Source organism: Rheinheimera sp. ATLC3 (assembly GCF_059429535.1).
This window is the reverse complement of record NZ_CM182103.1, coordinates 665401-681232: the sequence shown is the minus strand read 5'-3', so window position 1 is coordinate 681232 and position 15832 is coordinate 665401. Positions and strand designations below refer to the sequence as shown.

The 15832-nt window shown below is 45.8% G+C and carries 14 protein-coding genes; 13 read left to right on the top strand and 1 reads right to left on the bottom strand.

Going from position 1 to position 15832, the window contains the following annotated elements:
• Positions 1-16: 16 nt before the first annotated feature.
• From AC5SV9_RS03190 to AC5SV9_RS03130, 13 genes are all read left to right on the top strand, one after another.
• On the top strand, positions 17-1267 hold the full coding sequence (locus tag AC5SV9_RS03190) for a hypothetical protein (RefSeq protein WP_495473532.1): 1251 nt from the start codon (positions 17-19) through the stop codon (positions 1265-1267).
• A gap of 66 nt (positions 1268-1333) precedes the next feature.
• A complete protein-coding gene (locus tag AC5SV9_RS03185; protein ID WP_475152814.1) occupies positions 1334-2080 on the top strand; it encodes a glycosyltransferase in 747 nt (248 codons plus the stop codon).
• 1 nt (position 2081) lies between these two features.
• Positions 2082-2855 carry a glycosyltransferase family 2 protein gene (locus AC5SV9_RS03180; RefSeq protein ID WP_475152815.1) on the top strand — a complete coding sequence of 258 codons (774 nt, stop codon included), beginning with the start codon at positions 2082-2084 and terminating at the stop codon, positions 2853-2855.
• 2 nt (positions 2856-2857) lie between these two features.
• Entirely contained in the window at positions 2858-3799 is a 942-nt protein-coding gene (locus AC5SV9_RS03175) for a UDP-glucose 4-epimerase family protein (protein WP_475152818.1), read from the top strand.
• Positions 3793-4350, top strand: a complete 558-nt coding sequence (locus AC5SV9_RS03170) for a sugar transferase (RefSeq protein ID WP_475152819.1) — start codon at positions 3793-3795, stop codon at positions 4348-4350. Before AC5SV9_RS03175 ends, AC5SV9_RS03170 begins: the two co-directional genes overlap by 7 nt.
• Before the next feature lie 765 nt (positions 4351-5115).
• A complete protein-coding gene (locus AC5SV9_RS03165) occupies positions 5116-6291 on the top strand; it encodes a nucleotide sugar dehydrogenase (RefSeq protein WP_475152821.1) in 1176 nt (391 codons plus the stop codon).
• 39 nt (positions 6292-6330) lie between these two features.
• Positions 6331-7227: a UTP--glucose-1-phosphate uridylyltransferase GalU gene (galU, locus tag AC5SV9_RS03160; RefSeq protein ID WP_475152823.1), complete on the top strand. Its 897-nt coding sequence runs from the start codon at positions 6331-6333 to the stop codon at positions 7225-7227.
• A 105-nt stretch (positions 7228-7332) separates the two neighbouring features.
• Positions 7333-9309, top strand: coding sequence for a polysaccharide biosynthesis protein (locus tag AC5SV9_RS03155; protein WP_475152825.1), 1977 nt, complete (start codon positions 7333-7335; stop codon positions 9307-9309).
• A gap of 123 nt (positions 9310-9432) precedes the next feature.
• The gene (locus AC5SV9_RS03150) at positions 9433-9723 is read left to right on the top strand and encodes a hypothetical protein (RefSeq protein WP_475152828.1); all 291 of its coding nucleotides are present in this window, start codon (positions 9433-9435) and stop codon (positions 9721-9723) included.
• Between the two features lie 85 nt (positions 9724-9808).
• A complete protein-coding gene (locus tag AC5SV9_RS03145) occupies positions 9809-10516 on the top strand; it encodes a YjbF family lipoprotein (RefSeq protein ID WP_475152831.1) in 708 nt (235 codons plus the stop codon).
• Entirely contained in the window at positions 10516-11256 is a 741-nt protein-coding gene (locus AC5SV9_RS03140) for a capsule biosynthesis GfcC family protein (RefSeq protein WP_475152833.1), read from the top strand. Before AC5SV9_RS03145 ends, AC5SV9_RS03140 begins: the two co-directional genes overlap by 1 nt.
• 74 nt (positions 11257-11330) lie before the next feature.
• A complete protein-coding gene (locus AC5SV9_RS03135) occupies positions 11331-13358 on the top strand; it encodes a YjbH domain-containing protein (protein WP_475152834.1) in 2028 nt (675 codons plus the stop codon).
• A 137-nt stretch (positions 13359-13495) separates the two neighbouring features.
• A complete protein-coding gene (locus tag AC5SV9_RS03130) occupies positions 13496-14806 on the top strand; it encodes a flippase (RefSeq protein WP_475152836.1) in 1311 nt (436 codons plus the stop codon).
• 7 nt (positions 14807-14813) lie between these two features.
• Here AC5SV9_RS03130 and AC5SV9_RS03125 read toward each other — a convergent pair whose 3' ends face one another.
• Positions 14814-15830, bottom strand: a complete 1017-nt coding sequence (locus AC5SV9_RS03125) for an MJ1255/VC2487 family glycosyltransferase (protein ID WP_475152837.1) — start codon at positions 15828-15830, stop codon at positions 14814-14816.
• Positions 15831-15832: the final 2 nt, after the last annotated feature.

The following is a 15832-nucleotide window of genomic DNA, read 5'->3' as shown; positions in this document are numbered from 1 at the left end:
TATTAGGTTGCGCCAATTGAATACTACCGTAAGCCGAAGTTCTTCGTCGGCAATGACATTGTTATTCTTGCTGTTTATCGTGTTGTCACTGATGAAGTTCCGCTTGGTGGGCATTCCCCTTGCTGACTGCTTAGTACTGATGTTAGCTGGTGTGGCTTTTGTTAAAACCGGTGAACTGCGTGTGCCTATGTACGCATTGTTAATGCTGTTTTTTTTCACCGTGTGTTTGGCCCTGTCGATCATGCAGGGAAGCCTGGATGGCATGATGTCGTCGGTAAAACTGTTTGTGCCGTTTTTCGCCATACTGGCGTTTAGCAAGCTGGCGTCACGGCTTTGTGTGAATGATATCCGTCTGCTTGCCCGGCGTATTCTTTTTTTTGGCGTCTGGTCACAGCTCATTGTGGTAGTTATTTTTTACTCTGGCATCGCGGATACATTGTTTAACGTGGTGTTGCCTGGAAACGAAGGCCGGGAAGATGCTGGGTTTAAGATCAATGTTTTTACTGTACCCTTTGCTGGTATATATCGTTTCGGTGGTTTGTTTATAGAGCCGTCCTGGTATTCGATGTTTTTTGGCTTCTTTATGCTGATGTACTTTTATCTGATGAAGCAAAGTGACGACCGTTTCAGTGTAAAACGCGACATACTGATAATATCCGCTTTTGTAACGACGTTGTCGTTTACCGCCGCAGCTTTATTGGTGATGGCATATTGCTATCGGTTTTTTGATGTTAAAAAGCCGATCCGGCTGGTAATAGTGATTCCGGCAATTATTGCCTTATTGGTCTGGGTTATGTTAACCAATGACTATTTAGCACATCGTATCTACTTAATTGCAAGTGGTAATGATAGCTCCGTTAATGCCAGAGTTTTTGCCAGCGCAGATAAAGCCTGGTTCATATTACATTACACCTCTTTTCTTGGCGCAGGGCCGGCAGAGACATTGAAACTTATCAACCGTTTCTTTAGCGAAAACCTGTCTATTCAAAATGCTTACTTGGAAGCCTTTGCATCAGCAGGTCTAATCGGTGGAGGTGCTTTTGTGTTTGCAATGCATATATCGCTGTTTAAAGCCCGCTATATGATGGCGCAGCTGCCTTTAGCACTGGCTTTATTAGTATCAAGTATTGTATTTACGCCAATTCTGTGGCTGCTGGCTTTTTTTACACACACTGTTGTCAGCGCGCTATGCAATGAGCGTACCCGCCTTGCTGTTGCCGGTAAAGCTGAATTTGATGTAAACCAAGAGCATGTGGTGAGGCCCTAATAAATGACAGTAAAGTTGCAGGTACTTATTAGCACATGTAATGACCGTTTGGCGGCTGTTCCGGGGATGTTACACGCACAGCGTGAAGATGTAAGCTATATAGTCGTACATCAACTCTTCTCTGAGACATCTGGTGCTGCGTTGACTGACGCGACTGCTTATTTGCAGAGCCGGCCTGATGTTCAGCTGACAGTGTCAGCCAGCAGAGGGTTGAGTGTTAGCCGCAATATAGCGCTTGGCCTGGCTGATGCCCCTTATTTATTGCTGGCTGATGACGATATTCAGTTTACCAGTGATGCATTTAACACCATTATTACTGCAATGGCGCAGCAGGCCGATGCTGCTGCAATAACGTTTCGTTATTGTGATGCTAATGGGCAGTACCGCAAGTCTTACCCGTTAGTCGCTGGCAGACGGCGTTGGTGGAATGTTTTTAAAGTCTCATCGATTGAAGTTTGCCTGCGCCGTGACTTTATTGCACGTTATCACATTAAATTTGATCCTAAATTTGGCTTAGGGGCTGAGTATCCGGTTTCAGAAGAAAACATATTGCTTTCAGATATATTGCAAAGTGGCGGTACAATTACTTATCTACCAGCTGATATTGCCATACACCCGAATGAGACGTCTGGTGCTAATTGGGATGAGCGTTACCTACGGGCCAGAGGGGCGTTATTTCGCCGGGTGTTTGGCATCAAAGGTATTGGAATGTTGCTGCTATTCTTCGCTAAACACTCGAAAACTATTTCTAAAAAGCTGCCTTTAAGACAAGCGTTGAAGCTGACAATGATTGCTTTTTGGGACTTTGTTTAATATGGAGAAAGACGTTATTTTGCAAGACCTTAACGAGCTGGTTTCGGTAATAACTCCGGCATACAACTGTGAACAGTTTATCCGGCATACTGTTGAATGCGTGGCTCAGCAAACTATTAAAGTGAAAGAACATATTATTATTGACGACGGCTCAGCGGATAACAGCTTACAACTGTTAAATGAACTAAAACAGCGTTATCCGCATCTGGTGGTGTTGTCTCAGATTAACAGCGGAGCTGGAGTTGCAAGAAACTTGGGCATCAGTCATGCAACAGGCAAATATATAGCTTTTCTTGATAGCGATGACAGCTGGGCGCCGACGAAGCTGGAGCAACAAATTGGCTTTATGGAAAACGCCCATGTATTGCTGTCCTATGGTGACTATGAAGAGATTGATGGGCTGACAGAGCAGTTATTACACCGCTACCAGTTGCCGGACTCATTAAATTACCGGCAGTTGTTAAATGGCTGCCCAATAGGCTGTCTAACGGTAGCGTACAACCAGCAAGCGCTTGGAAAGCGTTATATGCCATTAGTTAGGCGGGGACAGGATTGGGGATTGTGGCTGGCGATTACTAAACAGAATGTTGTTGCCAGGAAGTATCCAGGCTGCTTGGCGCGGTACCGGATGGTGAAAACCTCATTGTCGAAAAATAAGTGGAAGAAGTTGCTCGATGTTTTTGATATATATCGTAAAGAGCAGCAGCTGGGTATAGTGCCGTCTTGTTGGCACCTTATACAGCACTTCAGATATGTCAGGCGTAAGCGAAAATAATCATGGTGCGAAAAATTGTTTTAACGGGGGCAACCGGATTTGTAGGCGCAGCGGTTGCGAAAGCATTGACTGGTTGCCAGCTTAGCGCTATCGGCCGCCGTAAGCCTGCCGAGCCGAGTATTGATTTTTACCAGGCCGAACTTAGCACGGACACTGATTATACCCTGGCGCTTAGCGGCGCAGCTGTGGTGGTTCATGCTGCGGCTAGAGTGCATATGATGCGGGACACTACGGCAGACCCTCAGGCAGCATTTCGCGAGGTTAATTGTTTGGCAAGCCTGAATCTGGCGCGTCAGGCGGCCTTGGCCGGGGTAAAACGGTTTATTTTTATCAGCTCTATAAAGGTAAACGGTGAATCAACCGAACAAAATCAGCAATTTAAGCATACTGATATACCAGCGCCACAAGACCCTTATGGCCAGTCAAAAGCTGAAGCCGAGCAACAACTTTTGCGGCTGGCGGCTGAAACCGAAATGCAGATTGTGATTATTCGGCCGCCATTGGTGTATGGGCCAGGTGTGAAGGCTAATTTTGCTGCTATGCTGCATTTGGCGCAGAAAAACCTGCCGTTGCCATTCGGTGCGATACATAATAAACGCAGCCTAGTGGCGCTGGATAATCTGGTGGATCTAATCGTTACCTGTATTGATCATCCCAAAGCGGCCAACCAGACGTTTCTAGTCAGTGATGACAGCGATGTATCAACTACAGAGCTGTTGCAACTGATGACCCAGGCTGCTGGTAAAACACCGCGGTTATTACCTGTACCGGTAAGTTGGCTGCGGTTGGCCGCAAAACTAACCGGCAAAGAACCTGTTATTGACCGCTTATGCGGTAATTTGCAGGTAGATATAAGCCATACCAAACACACTCTGAGCTGGGCACCACCCATTACAGTGGAAGAAGGGATTTTGCGCTGCTTTTTAAAAGAGGAATTATGTTAATTCGGTTATTAGACATTATTTTTGCGCTTTGTGGCCTAGTGCTTGGTTTCCCGGTATTGGTTTTACTAACCCTTACCGGCTTGTTTGATACCGGCTCGCCGATCTTTTGCCAACAGCGGGTAGGGCGTAACAAAAAGCCGTTTACGCTGATTAAGTTTCGTACCATGCAAAAAGACACTGCTCATGTGGCTAGTCATCTGGCCAGCAGCAATGCAATTACGCCCTTTGGTGGTTTCTTGCGCAAAACTAAGCTGGATGAATTACCACAGTTGTGGAATGTGTTATGCGGGCATATGAGCCTGGTCGGGCCGCGACCGTGTTTATTTAATCAGGAAGAATTAATTGCCGAACGTGAGCAGCGTGGCGTATTAAATGCTCGCCCCGGTATTACCGGGTTGGCGCAAGTAAACGAGATAGATATGTCGACGCCGGCGTTGCTGGCTGAAACGGATGCTAAAATGCTACAAAACCTTACACTGGCTAATTATTTTAAGTATATTGTTATGACGGTTGCAGGTAAGGGCAGCGGAGACCGTGTAAGAAAAAAGTAAAAAAAAGATGGGATGCCTGCTTTATAAAAAAACTGTTTTTTTACCCTACTGCGAAGAACAGTGTTTCCGGCTTCCGCCAAGAATAACTTATTTATGATGGCTAAAGCCTGTAAACTGACAGCATGCTGTTTCAGAGAGCTGAATTGCCTAGGTCCACAGTTGTGCTCCCGCCGCAGATTTACTTTTCCTTCACGCCTATTCGGGTTTTAACAGTTACCCTTGAGCATATTGATCATGTTGGTCGCATTCGTTACTTGTTAGCCATCGGTATTAACAGCCCACATTATACAACTTCAGCATTTGTCACTTTATTTCTGCTGGTGTCGGAAGATGCGATTAAGGTAGGCGTTACTCGCGCTGAAGAACTTATTTACACATTTTTGATAAAGTACGTAGTTGGCTAATCTCTTTTAATTTTGCCAACTGGCAGCGGCATGTGCAAAGGTGTTTGGGGGGCAATTACCTAGCCGCACTGAAAAGAGAAATGTTGATAAATGTTGATATTAGTGCTGGGCGTGTTCACCTTGCTACATAAACTATCCCATTAAGCGGCTATTCAGCTCATGCTGACAAAACTGGATAAGGCAATTTGTTGCATGCACACAGCGAAAACCCGATACAATTCGCATAGTGTAAGGCAATGGTGCAGCAAAACAAGCGCTGACGCAGGCTTTTTCGAGACGTTGGATTAATGCTATTATAGTCAGCTGATTTTGTGGGTTTTAGAAACAATCGTGGTTCAAGGTTGTGAGCGTAAGGACTAATATGCCAGTTTTAAAAATTGCGATTGCCGGCACCGGATATGTGGGTTTGTCAAATGCAATGCTGCTGGCCCAGCATAATCAGGTCGTGGCAGTAGATATAATGCCGCACAAGGTGGCGTTGTTAAACGATAAAACGTCGCCGATAGACGATAAAGAGATTACAGATTTTCTGGCACACAAGGCACTACAGTTTACCGCTACCTTGGATAAGAAGCAGGCTTATGCCGACGCTGATTTTGTGATTATTGCCACACCGACAGACTATGATCCGCAGACTAATTATTTTAATACCAGCAGTGTTGAAGCTGTCATTCGTGATGTGCTGGCAATAAACCAAGCGGCAGTGATGGTAATTAAATCTACTGTGCCTGTAGGTTACACTAAGAATGCCCGGCAGAAATTCGGTACTGACAATATTATATTTTCGCCTGAATTTTTGCGTGAAGGCCGCGCTCTGTATGACAATTTATATCCATCACGGATTATTGTCGGCGAGCAAAGTGATCGTGCGGAGTGTTTTGCTGATTTATTGCAGCAGGGGGCAATAAAACAGGATGTGCCTAAATTGTTTACTGACAGCACAGAAGCAGAAGCAATTAAACTGTTTTCTAATACCTATCTGGCGCTGAGAGTTGCCTATTTTAATGAGCTTGATAGTTATGCTGAAAGCCATGGTTTAAATTCGCGCCAAATTATAGAAGGCGTTGGTCTGGACCCGCGTATTGGTAATCACTATAACAACCCTAGTTTTGGCTATGGTGGTTATTGTTTGCCAAAAGATACCAAACAACTGCTGGCAAATTATCAGGATGTACCGAACAATATTATTCAAGCCATTGTCGATGCGAACCGCACCCGCAAAGATTTCATTGCCGAATCTGTGCTGAAGCGTAACCCTGAGGTTGTTGGAGTGTATCGGCTGGTGATGAAAACCGGCTCAGATAATTTCCGTGCGTCTGCAATACAAGGCATCATGAAACGTATTAAAGCGAAGGGGATACAGGTTGTGGTGTATGAGCCAGAGTTAAAACAGGACGACTTTTACCATTCCAGGGTAGTTAAAGACTTCGCGGAGTTTAAACGTATTTCAGATGTTATTATTGCTAACCGGCGTAGTGATGCTCTGTCTGACGTAGCTGAAAAAGTATATACACGGGATTTATTTGGCAGCGATTAAACTTAGCTTCCAAGATCAGGATATGAACATGGAGTTTTAATGAAAGTATTAAAAGCAGTTATACCCGTTGCTGGGCTAGGAACCAGGATGTTACCGGCAACGAAGGCGATCCCGAAAGAAATGTTGCCCGTGGTTGATAAACCTTTAATTCAGTATGTGGTAAACGAGTGCATTGCCGCAGGCATAAAACAAATTGTGCTGGTAACACATTCGTCAAAAAACTCAATTGAAAACCACTTTGATAAAAGCTTTGAACTTGAATCGATGTTAGAGAAACGAGTCAAGCGACAGCTGCTGGAAGAAGTTCAAGCAATTTGTCCTAAAGATGTTACCATTATGCATGTTCGGCAAGGTGAAGCTAAAGGGTTGGGCCATGCTGTATTATGCGCGTTGCCGGTTATTGGCGAAGCGCCTTTTGCCGTGCTGTTGCCGGATGTGCTGATAGACGCTTGTGACAGTGATTTGCATAAAGATAATCTTGCAAAGATGGTGCGTTTATTTGAGCAAACCGGCACCAGTCAGGTGATGGTAGAGCCGGTACCACAGCATATGGTTAGCAGTTATGGAGTTGTAGATGTTGCCGGACATCAACTGGCCACTGGCGAATCCATAAAAATGGGTGCAATAGTTGAAAAACCTGCAGTAGATGCCGCGCCTTCAAATCTGGCTGTTGTGGGGCGTTATGTGTTTAGTAGTACCATATGGCAGTACCTTAAGCGTACTCCCGTGGGGGCAGGCGATGAAATTCAGCTAACAGATGCGATTGCGTTACTGATGGAGACTGAAATAGTAAATGCATACCATATTATTGGTCGCAGCCATGACTGTGGTAATAAGCTGGGTTACATGCAGGCATTTGTTGAACATGGGCTGCGTGATAAATATCTGGGCCCTGATTTTAAAGAGTGGCTGCTAAAATTACTTGCTACACAATAAGGAGGCATGGATTGTGATAAAAAAAGATCGATGCTGTGCACATTGCAATATCTAACCCTGACAAAAATAGGCCGTAGTCTGGCTGTTCTGGATACGGAGTCATAAATGTTGGCCTGGTTATTGGGATTACCCCGCTCAATTAAACGGTTAATTTCGGTTTTTGCTGACGTATTTTTTCTAATCTGCTCGTTGTTTGCCGCATATTTTCTGACGCAACACGAAGAGCATAGTGCTATTGCTGAAATTGCGGTGTCTTTTGCTATTACTTTACCGGTGACCTTATTTATTTTTACCAAATTGGGTTTATATCGTGCCGTAATACGTTATATAGGACAGCATGCTCTGGGGGCTGTACTGGCAGGTATTGTCAGCAGTGCTTTTGTACTCGCACTATTGTTTGGTGTACTGAAGGTTACTGACAAAGGCAACCTGATTTTCGTATATGCCATAATGGCGTTAGTGACTTCTGGTGGTTTAAGACTGTTAGCGAGAATGTTTTTGGTGCAGCGTAATAATGGTCATAAAGAACGGGTATTAATATATGGCGCAGGTTCATCGGGGCGTCAGTTAGCTCAGGCGCTCATAAATGGCGAACAGTATCACCCGGTGGTCTTTGTCGACGATGACACAACTTTGCATCGCTCAACCATACTCGGCGTGCCTGTTGGCGCGCCGGCACAAATAGTTAGCCTTATTAAACTTCATAATATCAGCCGAATTTTATTGGCCTTACCTTCGGTTAGTCGCTCACGTCGCCGCGAAGTACTGGATGCATTGGAAGAACTGCCAATACCTGTGCAGTCCATTCCTGGTATGAGTGATCTTGTGGATGGGTCAATGCGCATTGACGAGTTACAGGACGTTAAGATAGAAGATTTGCTCGGGCGTGATTTGGTAGAGCCTAAGAAAAAGCTAATGCAGGCCAATATTCAAGGCAAGATCGTCATGGTCACCGGCGCTGGGGGGTCTATTGGTTCAGAGCTATGCCGGCAAATCATTGTCAGCGAGCCCAAAATGCTGGTGTTATTTGAGCTGTCTGAGTTTAGTCTGTACAGCGTAGAGCAAGAGCTAAGTACGTTAATAAACCAGCGTGGGCTAGATATTAAGTTAATTCCGATAATGGGGTCTGTGCAGCGGCAAAGCCGACTTGAGTCGGTGATGAAGTCATTTAATGTGCAAACGGTCTATCATGCAGCGGCTTACAAGCATGTACCATTGGTAGAGTATAATGTAGTGGAGGGGGTGCGCAATAATGTTTATGGCACCTGGTATGCTGCAGAAGCAGCAATAGCGGCAAAGGTAGAAACCTTTGTTCTGATTTCTACAGACAAAGCGGTAAGGCCAACCAATATTATGGGGGCGTCAAAACGGTTGGCAGAACTGGTACTGCAGGCATTGTCAAAACGGCAGCAAACAACACGCTTTTGTATGGTGCGCTTTGGTAACGTGTTGGGGTCGAGCGGTTCGGTTGTGCCGCTGTTTCGTGAGCAAATACGCCGAGGTGGGCCGGTGACGGTAACGCATAAAGATATTATTCGTTATTTTATGATGATACCTGAAGCAGCGCAATTAGTAATCCAGGCTGGAGCTATGGGGCATGGCGGTGATGTATTTGTGCTGGATATGGGGGAGCCTGTAAAAATTGCTGATTTGGCCAAACGGATGATTCACCTGATGGGGCTAGAAGTAAAAGATGACATTCACCCTAACGGGGATATTGAGATCCGATATTCCGGTTTGCGACCCGGGGAAAAGCTGTATGAAGAACTACTGATTGGTGAAAATGTGCGTGAGACGGCTCATCCGCGCATTATGGCTGCAGATGAGTTGAGTATGGATTGGCAGGATATGATGGTGTTATTGCAGCAGTTAGAAGGGCACTGTGACGCTTTTGCTGTTAACGATATTATAGAGCTTATCCGGAATGCACCGACAGGTTTCAATTATGGTACTGAGTGCAGTGATTTGGTAGCTAACAGGGACATTGGTCTGATACCGGTGCTGAATCCGCTTTCAAAGGGGGCGACAGCTTTGGCTGCGACTGCTGAAGTGCATTCATTAGGTAAAGTTAATATTGCGTGAGGCCAAACTTTGGTTAAAGTGTTGAAATATGTATAAAGTTAAATTTAATTATTGAGTCCGGTTGAGCTTTGGTTTAAGCTGAAAGGTATCTGTAATATACGCTGAACTTGTTAAGGAATTATCATGAAAAAATTAATTATCGCTGCAGCCGTTATGGCGTTAAGCATTGGTGTTAATGCTCAGGAAAAAGAAGGTGGTGATGGTACTATCGGCGGTGTAGACAATACTACAATCGCTGCAGGCGTTGTAGGCATTGCTGTTGCTGCTGCTATTATTTCTAACAATCGTGGTTCATCAGTCACTCAACCTCCTGTGTTATGTGACGATGGCAGTGCTCCAGTTAACGGTGTTTGCCCACAGCCCCCAGTGACAAGCACTAATACTGTAACTTCAACTGTAACTGCAACTTTCTAAGTTCGCATCAATAAATAGGCCGCCAGCAGGCGGCTTTTTTATTGCTGAAAGTTTATCTGCGTTTTATTTTGTAGGTATAAATTGAATGACATCGGTTAAATGTTTTGTCGGCAGTGTGTTGCTGCTAACTCTTACTGCTTGTGCCGGTACTTACCACTCCTATGTAGACACTCTTAAACTTGCATTTACTACAACGGCTGATGTTGAGCTTAGCCTGAAAGACGTAAAAAAAGCACCATCAGATTTAGTTTATGTTAAACACGGTGAAAGGCCTGTGGCCGCTATGGCGCTATATAAAATTGAAGCCGGGCAGCACAAGTGGATTTCGGCTGATAACGCCATGCTGGTGGAAGAAAAAGGGCGTGTGGTGCGCACTGTGGGTTTTGCTGACAATTTATTGTTTTTAACCAACACCGCGTCCGATCCGTTACGGGATATTAAAAGTATCAGGCCTTATACCAGTTGGTTGCGTTTAGCTGATTGGCAACATGGCGAGTATGGCTACCAGCTGCGGTCTTCATTTGAAATCGACAGGTCTGAAGAGTTGGTCTTTTTTCAGCAGGCTTTACCGGTAACAGTTGTTGTGGAATATGTGCAGTACGAAGACAAGCCGAACTACCTGCGTTTTGACAGCGACTGGCAGAACAGATTCTGGTTTGATAGCCGCACCGGAACTTTAATTAAAAGCGAACAGCGTTTGGCACCTTTTGGGCAATTGTTAACAATGACCTATATCAGCCGGATTGCCCGGTTATTACCGGAAGATACCAGCCGTGTCGGTGGAGAACAGTGATGGCTAGTAAAGTATTGGCATATCTGGTGTGTGGTGTTTTGAGTGCTACTGTGCCAGTTTGTGCAACCGTAAAAGTAGATGTTAATGGTGAGCGTTTGCAGTTTGACGGTAATCCCAGGATGAATGAAGTGGTGGCGCCTGTTGCACTGCAGCAGCACTGGTATTGGCCGGCTAGTTCTTTGTATAAGTTAGACAGTACAGAGCCAGAGCAGCTGCGGCAGAAAATACTGCAGCAGCTAGCTGAGCTTAAACAGCATTATCAGGCTGATGAAGACTTGTTTGCGACTCTGCAATCTATAGAGCGACAGGTGGTTGGCTGGCACCTGGCGAAGCGTATTTTAACGCCGGTAGATTATGATCTGGCGCGCATTCAACCACAACATAATCCGAGATTCGACGATGGGCATTACTTGTTGCAGTTAAAACTACGCCCCAGCAGTATTCATGTTTTTGGTGCAGTTAGCCATGCCAGTAACGTTACGCATAGAGGGGCAGTGCCGATAGCCGATTATCTTAGTGCAGTAGTTGTTAATGCGGCTGCAGACACAGAGCAGTTAACACTGCTGCAAGCAGATGGCACTGTGCGTACTGTCGGAACTGAGTATTGGAACCGGGAACATGTAGAGGCAATGCCAGGTGCTCAGCTATTTATACCATTGAAAACGAAGCTGTTTGGCACGCAGTTGCAACAGCTGAATAAAGCCTTGCCTGAGTTGGCTACTCATAGGGTGTTACCATGACCGTTGTTCGTATCCCTTTTGTATTATCTATCATTACGGTTTCATTATACCCAGGTCTGTTATACGCAGATAGCATGAGTGGCTGGCAACAAAGCGCTGCTGGAGTGTCTCAGATGGCACACGGCGGTGTAGGCCTGATTCAAACGCCGACTGCCCGTATGGCGCCTGCCGGGGACTTATCAATTAACTATAGCGACAATGAAGAATATCGACTGTGGTCGGTTAGTATCCAGCTGTTTGACTGGATGGAGTCAACGGTGCGTTATACTGATGTGCGCACACGATTATATAGCCCATACCCAGGTTTCAGTGGCGATCAAACCCTTAAAGATAAAGGTATAGATGTTAAGTTTCGCTTGTTGCAGGAAGGCACCTACTTACCACAGGTCGCAGTTGGTTTCAGAGACTTTGGTGGTACTGGTTTCTTTGAAAGTGAATTTATAAGCCTGAGTAAAAAGTGGGGCGATTTTGATTTCCACCTTGGTATTGGCTGGGGCTATCTCGGTAATGATGGCAACATTAAAAACCCGTTTTGTGAGTTAAAAGATAGCTTCTGTGGTCGGCCAACAGGTTTTGGTGGTCGTGGTGGTAAAGTCGACTATGATAAGTTTTTTAAGGGGCCCGCTTCGTTATTCGGCGGTATTGAGTACCAGACACCGTGGCAGCCACTGAGATTAAAATTGGAGTATGAAGGAAACGACTATCGCAATGATAGAGCAGGCGAGCTGAAACAGGATAGCAACTGGAATATCGGCGCTGTATATCAATGGGGTAATTTTGATTTTGACTTAAACTATCAACGTGGTAATACCTTAGGTTTTGGTGTGCATTATGCTCTGAATTTACACACAGTTAAACAGCCTAAAATTCACCCTGCTCCACGTCTTGTGCCTGATGAGTTAAAACGAACCGAAATTATGGATCGTAACGCTTTGCCCTCGGCCTTGTTCACAGAGGCTGGTTTTGTTCTTCAATCGTCCAGCATAATAGATGATGAGTTTGTTATTTATGGTCAGCAAATTGCCTACCGCAATCAGGACGAAGCGATTGAGCGCATCGCTCGTATTCTTGCAACAGAAGTTCCGGCGAGCATTAAAACGTATCGCATTATTGACTACTCAGGCAATCTGCCATTAGTTGAAACTGTAGTCGATGCAAATCAGTTTATTAATGTTGCCCGCTATGATACACAGCAAACGGATATTAAATCGACCTATATACGGCAACGCCCCGAGGTTCGCACACTTGGGCTTGCCTCTCGGCCTGATTCCAGAGGGGGATATACCGGTTTGGAAACATTCTGGGTTCAAACTTTTGGTAATCCGGAAGCCTTTTATATGTATCAGGGCGGAATATTTGCTAGTGCCGGTTACCACTTAAGCAGTAACTTTAGCGTCAACGGCACAGCTAAAATAACCTTACTGGAAAACTTTGATAAGTTCAATTTTAAAGTTGACTCGCAAAATACACCTTTACCTCGTGTACGCACTTATGTACGTGAATACGTAACTCGTAGTAAGGTGACTATGGAAAACCTGTATTTACAATGGCAGGATCAACTGCTACCCGATTTATACGCTCAGGCATATGGTGGTTATCTTGAGACAATGTTTGGTGGTGTCGGCGGAGAGGTGCTTTACCGGCCGGTGGATTCTAACCTGGCGGTAGGTTTTGACGTTAACTATGTGCGTCAGCGCTCTTACGAGAACGACTTCGACTTTTTTGACTATAACACCTTTACCGGCCACGTTAATATCTACTGGAAGCCGGAGTTTTTGCCTGATGCGCAGCTGACATTTAACATTGGTCAGTTTTTGGCAAAAGACAAAGGGGTAAATGTGGATTTTGCCAAACGCTTTGACAGTGGTATTGTTGTTGGTGCTTATGCCGCCTTTACCAATGTGTCGTCAGAAGAATACGGTGAAGGCAGCTTTACTAAAGGTTTCTATCTGTCTATTCCGTTTGATTTGTTCTCGCTTCGGCCGTCTAAAGGCAGAGGCCGTTTACCGTGGGTCCCGATTGCCCGTGACGGTGGTCAGCCGCTGAACCGGCCATCGACGCTGATAGATGCGACTGAGCAGCGCTCGCCGTTTTATGATTAAACGTTAAGCAAGGTACATGCTGAGTAAAATGCCAGCCGGGTAAACCTGCTGGCATTTTTTTGCCGGTAAGACCGGTGTTCAGTTTGCTGTGCTATATTGCTTACCCTGTTTTGCTACGGAATTACGATAAAAGGTCAGTGTTGAAATTGATTAAGAAACTACTGTATGCACGTGCTACCGCTATGCTGGGTGACAAGCTGGTGAAGCTGGCTTCTGGCGCCATATTAACGGTATTTGTTGCCCGTATGCTGGGCGCCAGTGAGTTAGGTATTTATTCTATTGTTATGGCCTGGAGCGCTTTTTTAGTGCCTATTACCAGCCTTGGGCTAAACAACATTGTAGTGCGCCAGATGGTTAAACATGACAACGGCCATGCGGCGATGACCATGTTGTACAGTGCGGTGACATTAAGGCTACTGCTGGGAATTGTCGGTGGCGGCGTTATGCTGCTGGCATTTTATTTTCTATATCCGGATATGTTTGCCGGTAATACGGCCATTGCTATACCTACTCTGTTTTTACTGCAGGCTTTTTTTGGCTTTTTATTGTTTGAGTTTTATCTGAATTATCAGGGCACGTTTAGAAGCCCGGCCTATGCCAAATCTATTATTTCGCTGGTTAGCTTTGTGGTTAAGCTGACCTTACTGTACCGGGGCTTTGGTATAGCCAGTTTATTACTGCTTACCGGTATTGAGTTTCTGGTTGTCGGCCTGGCGCAGTACTTTCTATACCGCCAGAAACATCAGCCTTATAAAGACGGGGAATCACGCTGGCCGGGATATCATCCCGGGCATTTTAGCTGGCAACATGCCAAGTTACTGCTGAAACGCTCATCCTGGTTATGGCTGTCGGGCATAGTGTCGGTTATTTACCTGAAAATTGATATCGTGATGCTGGGCGCTATGGCAGGCACCGAGCAGGCCGGTATTTATGCCGCCGCCAGTCGTTTATCTGAACTTTGGTATGTGTTTCCGGCAACATTGGCTGCGCGTTATTACCCTGACATGATTAAAGCGCATCAGCAGGGCTGGACGCCGTATTATTTAAAATTGCGCCGCTATGCTTTGATGTTTTTCAGTGCTGCAGTAGCGATTGCTGTAGTGATGTCGCTTACCTCACCGTGGATTATCAGTTTACTGTTCGGTCAGGATTTTGCCGCGGCGGTGGATGTGCTGCGTATTCATATCTGGGCCGGCTGTTTTGTGTTTGTGCGTTACCTTATCAGCCAGCATTTACTGATCACCGAGCAGGAGCCTCTTTCACTGCTTAGCCACAGCGTGGGGGCAGTGCTGAATGTAGGGCTTAACTTTTGGTTAATACCCAAGATGGGCATAGTAGGGGCAGCCTGGGCTACGCTGATTTCTTATGCCTATGCATCATTTTTCTTTTTACTGTTTGCCCGCAGCACCCGTCAGCAGCTTTGGCAGTTAATACGTACCCGGGCTTAGCGGGTACTTATTGCCACAACTGTTTACTTAAAGCGGCCACATCTGTCGGCGTGTCTACCAGCAGCCAGTCGCAGATGGCTTTAGCAACATTAGGATACTGCACAAACTTTTGCTCACTCTGGCTGCCAAGCCAGCTGGCCACAATACTGCTGTTTAGCGTGTCAGCGCGTGCAGCCAGGTGCAATTGTTGTAAGGCGAGGGCATTAGATTGCTGTTCCATCTGGCCTTGCAGCGGTTTTACCATGATACGTTTTTTCAGTTGCAGCGCTTCGCTTATCAGTTCAAAACCGGCATTACTCAGCACAAAGCTGCAGCTGGCTAAATCGGCTTTAAAGGGTTTCAGTGCCAGTGGGTGCGTGTTGATATGCCCCAGTGTGGCCTTGCTAAGGCCCGGGCCATATACACTGAACTGATAGTCGGTAAGGGGCTTTAACATATTGACGACCTGGCTTTGATCTTCAAACGGCAGATAGACCAGTACCTGTTGTTTGTTAAGCGCAATATCAAAGGGTTCTTCATCGATAATAGGTGGCAATATTGGCTGGTTAAAATGATGCCAGTGCAGGCCAAGCTGATATTGCGCCGGAGCAAAGTGTTTAAACACCAGCCGGGTCATGGGAGTGGCGTGCTCCATTGGTATACTGTGCAAAAAGGCATACTGATGACCAAATGCGATACTGCGTTTTTGTTGCAACCGGGCGGCATGTGCAGTGATGGGTTCAAAATCGGTCAGCACCAGGTCATAGCTGCTTAAATCCAGTGCTTTGATATCCTGTTGCAGCGTTCGGATGGATGCCTGCCAGAAGGTTTGCCAGTAGTTGACCTTACCGGATTGGGTGACAAAGGTTAACCCGCGCTTGACCTGATACTGGCCAAACTGCTGCATATCAAACAGTTGATCCGCCGGCCGGCCGGAAAACAGGTAATCTGTTTGCACGCCAGCGGTCGCCAGATACTTCCCCATAGCGCGCGCTCTGCTGATATGCCCATTACCGGTTGCCTGCACGCCATAGAGAATTTTCATAA

What these genes read in the sequence shown, in the direction of transcription:
- AC5SV9_RS03185 (WP_475152814.1), top strand. Translation starts at nt 1,334, where the DNA reads ATGTTACACGCACAGCGTGAAGATGTAAGCTATATAGTCGTACATCAA.
- AC5SV9_RS03180 (WP_475152815.1), top strand. Translation starts at nt 2,082, where the DNA reads ATGGAGAAAGACGTTATTTTGCAAGACCTTAACGAGCTGGTTTCGGTA.
- AC5SV9_RS03175 (WP_475152818.1), top strand. Translation starts at nt 2,858, where the DNA reads ATGGTGCGAAAAATTGTTTTAACGGGGGCAACCGGATTTGTAGGCGCA.
- AC5SV9_RS03170 (WP_475152819.1), top strand. Translation starts at nt 3,793, where the DNA reads ATGTTAATTCGGTTATTAGACATTATTTTTGCGCTTTGTGGCCTAGTG.
- AC5SV9_RS03165 (WP_475152821.1), top strand. Translation starts at nt 5,116, where the DNA reads ATGCCAGTTTTAAAAATTGCGATTGCCGGCACCGGATATGTGGGTTTG.
- galU (WP_475152823.1), top strand. Translation starts at nt 6,331, where the DNA reads ATGAAAGTATTAAAAGCAGTTATACCCGTTGCTGGGCTAGGAACCAGG.
- AC5SV9_RS03155 (WP_475152825.1), top strand. Translation starts at nt 7,333, where the DNA reads ATGTTGGCCTGGTTATTGGGATTACCCCGCTCAATTAAACGGTTAATT.
- AC5SV9_RS03150 (WP_475152828.1), top strand. Translation starts at nt 9,433, where the DNA reads ATGAAAAAATTAATTATCGCTGCAGCCGTTATGGCGTTAAGCATTGGT.
- AC5SV9_RS03145 (WP_475152831.1), top strand. Translation starts at nt 9,809, where the DNA reads ATGACATCGGTTAAATGTTTTGTCGGCAGTGTGTTGCTGCTAACTCTT.
- AC5SV9_RS03140 (WP_475152833.1), top strand. Translation starts at nt 10,516, where the DNA reads ATGGCTAGTAAAGTATTGGCATATCTGGTGTGTGGTGTTTTGAGTGCT.
- AC5SV9_RS03135 (WP_475152834.1), top strand. Translation starts at nt 11,331, where the DNA reads ATGAGTGGCTGGCAACAAAGCGCTGCTGGAGTGTCTCAGATGGCACAC.
- AC5SV9_RS03125 (WP_475152837.1), bottom strand. Translation starts at nt 15,830, where the DNA reads ATGAAAATTCTCTATGGCGTGCAGGCAACCGGTAATGGGCATATCAGC.